The organism is Anaerotignum lactatifermentans, assembly GCF_014982935.1.
Taxonomy (GTDB): domain Bacteria; phylum Bacillota; class Clostridia; order Lachnospirales; family Anaerotignaceae; genus Anaerotignum; species Anaerotignum lactatifermentans.
This window is the reverse complement of the sequence record NZ_JADCKK010000115.1, coordinates 1-2,160: the sequence shown is the minus strand read 5'-3', so window position 1 is coordinate 2,160 and position 2,160 is coordinate 1. Positions and strand designations below refer to the sequence as shown.

At 43.2% G+C, this 2,160-nt stretch carries 3 protein-coding genes; 2 read left to right on the top strand and 1 reads right to left on the bottom strand.

Annotated elements, in window-relative coordinates; translation table 11 throughout:
* Nucleotides 1-244: 244 nt before the first annotated feature.
* On the bottom strand, nucleotides 245-460 hold the full coding sequence (locus tag INF29_RS14055) for a hypothetical protein (RefSeq protein ID WP_072854052.1): 216 nt from the start codon (nucleotides 458-460) through the stop codon (nucleotides 245-247).
* A gap of 173 nt (nucleotides 461-633) precedes the next feature.
* On the opposite strand from INF29_RS14055, the gene INF29_RS14050 reads away from it, so the two are divergent.
* Together INF29_RS14050 and INF29_RS14045 are read left to right on the top strand one after the other, a co-directional pair.
* Entirely contained in the window at nucleotides 634-1,581 is a 948-nt protein-coding gene (locus INF29_RS14050; protein WP_193487345.1) for a radical SAM protein, read from the top strand.
* Between the two features lie 3 nt (nucleotides 1,582-1,584).
* Entirely contained in the window at nucleotides 1,585-1,935 is a 351-nt protein-coding gene (locus INF29_RS14045) for a cupin domain-containing protein (protein WP_072854048.1), read from the top strand.
* The last annotated feature ends 225 nt before the right edge of the window (nucleotides 1,936-2,160 follow it).

Below are 2,160 nucleotides of genomic sequence, written 5' to 3'. Positions count from 1 at the left end.
AAAATATTTAGGCTTGAACACCCTTATTTTACAACAAGGACGATGCTTTTTGCTTAAGCTTTAATCTCACCCGCAGAGCGGGCGGTTGTTAAAGGCTGCTTTGCAGCCTTCAGCACTAAAGTAATAAAACAAAGTTCTTTACAGAAAGAACATTTTTACAAAAGCTACCATTTTTCCGCAAAAAACGCCATTTGGTTTTTCTTTTTCTCCAAAGAAAAAGCAGGGGTTTTCCCCTGCCAAAATCTTATTTTGCGCCTGCAAAACTGCTGCGCCATTTATCATAACATGCTTCGCAAATATCCAGTACATGATTTTCCCCGTCTTTTTTGGAAAAATAACCCCACTGTTTTTCCAGATGGAGATAATCTTCCCGTTCTGCATCAATCTTTCTGCCGCAGCAATCACAATATACTTCATCTCTGATCCGCACTTCTTTCAAAACGGTTTTGTATGTTTCCATGCCGCTTCCCCCTTTGTTTTGACCCAATTCTCTTTTCTTCTGCATTTTAACATGGCAATTGACATTTTTCTATAGGAAACTGCTGTGATTCATGGTAAAATAAGCCTGTCGGTTTGTGCAGCCTCCCTCTGGCGGTTTCACATGACAAAACCACCAGAAAGGAGCCAAAATACATGAATCTGAGCACACAACAGGCTTTGCAGCACTGCACCGTTTGTCCCAGAAACTGCGGCGCAGACCGTATATCTGGCAAAGTTGGTTTTTGCGGCGCAGGTACTCTGCCAAAAGTGGCACTGGTTTCTGCCCACCAATGGGAAGAACCGCCCATCAGCGGCACAAGGGGTTCCGGCACTGTCTTTTTCTCTCACTGTAATCTGCGTTGTGTTTTCTGTCAAAACCACGACATCAGTCAGGAGAATTTCGGTGCGGAAATATCCATTGAACGGCTGACGGAAATCTTTCTGGAGCAGCAAAGCCGGGGACTGCATAACATCAATCTGGTATCTGCTTCCCACTTTATCCCGCAGATTGCAGAAGCACTGGAGAACGCAAAAGCACAGGGACTTTCCATTCCTGTGGTCTATAACTCCAACGGCTATGAAAGTCTGGATGGCTTGCGGATGCTGGATGGACTGGTGGATGTGTATCTGCCGGACTTCAAATACTGGGATGATACCCTTGCTGTGCAGTATTCCAAGGTACCCCATTACGCTGAAACCACAGCAGCAGCCATTTTGGAAATGCGCAGACAGACAAAAGCCGATATTTTTGATGAAAACGGCATCATGGAAAAAGGGCTGATTTTGCGGCATCTTGTCCTGCCCGGGCATTACAAAGACAGTTTTCGGATTTTGGACTGGATACGGGAAAATCTGGGAAAAGACGCTTATGTGTCCCTGCTGAACCAGTACACCCCCATGTACCACGCCACAGAATTTCGGAATCTTTCTCGCAGACTGACCACATTTGAATATGATAAAGTCACAGAATATTTTCTGGAAATCGGCTTAACCAACGGATTTGTGCAAAAACGCTCTGCGGCTACATCGGAGTACACACCGCTTTTTGACCTTTCAGGTGTCAAAAGTGCCGCAACGTTTCAAATAAGAAAGGAGAATTGAACCATGGTAAGAAAAGAGAATGTTGTAATCAAAGAAGGACTCAAAGGCGGTAACGGCACCGTAGAAATCCATCATTTCCTCACAGAAGAAGAATTGATGGGACACGCAACCATGTATGCAAGAGTTGTCTTGAAACCACATAGTTCCATTGGCTGGCATCAGCACATCGGCAATACTGAACCTTATGCCATCATCAAAGGCGAAGGCACATTCGTAGACAATGACGGTTCCAAAACCACTGTTCACCCTGGCGATGTTTGTCTCATCGAAGTAGGTCAGTGGCATGCCATGGAAAACAATACAGATGAAGATATGGAAATGATTGCCCTCATTATCAATGACTGGGCAAAATAATTTTCAAGCATTCATGTAAATGCAAAAATAGCCGGATTCCTTATGATACAAAGGTTTCCGGCTTATTTTATTTATCTGTATTTCATTAATTTTTTTGAAATGGGCAGTGTGAAACTTTTTCTGTAAATATGTAATTGAAGAGGTTCTTCTATGGTAAAATTTAAATCATAGGAGGACCTTTTATTATGGCAAAACAGAAGAAACCCATACATCGGGTACAAATGA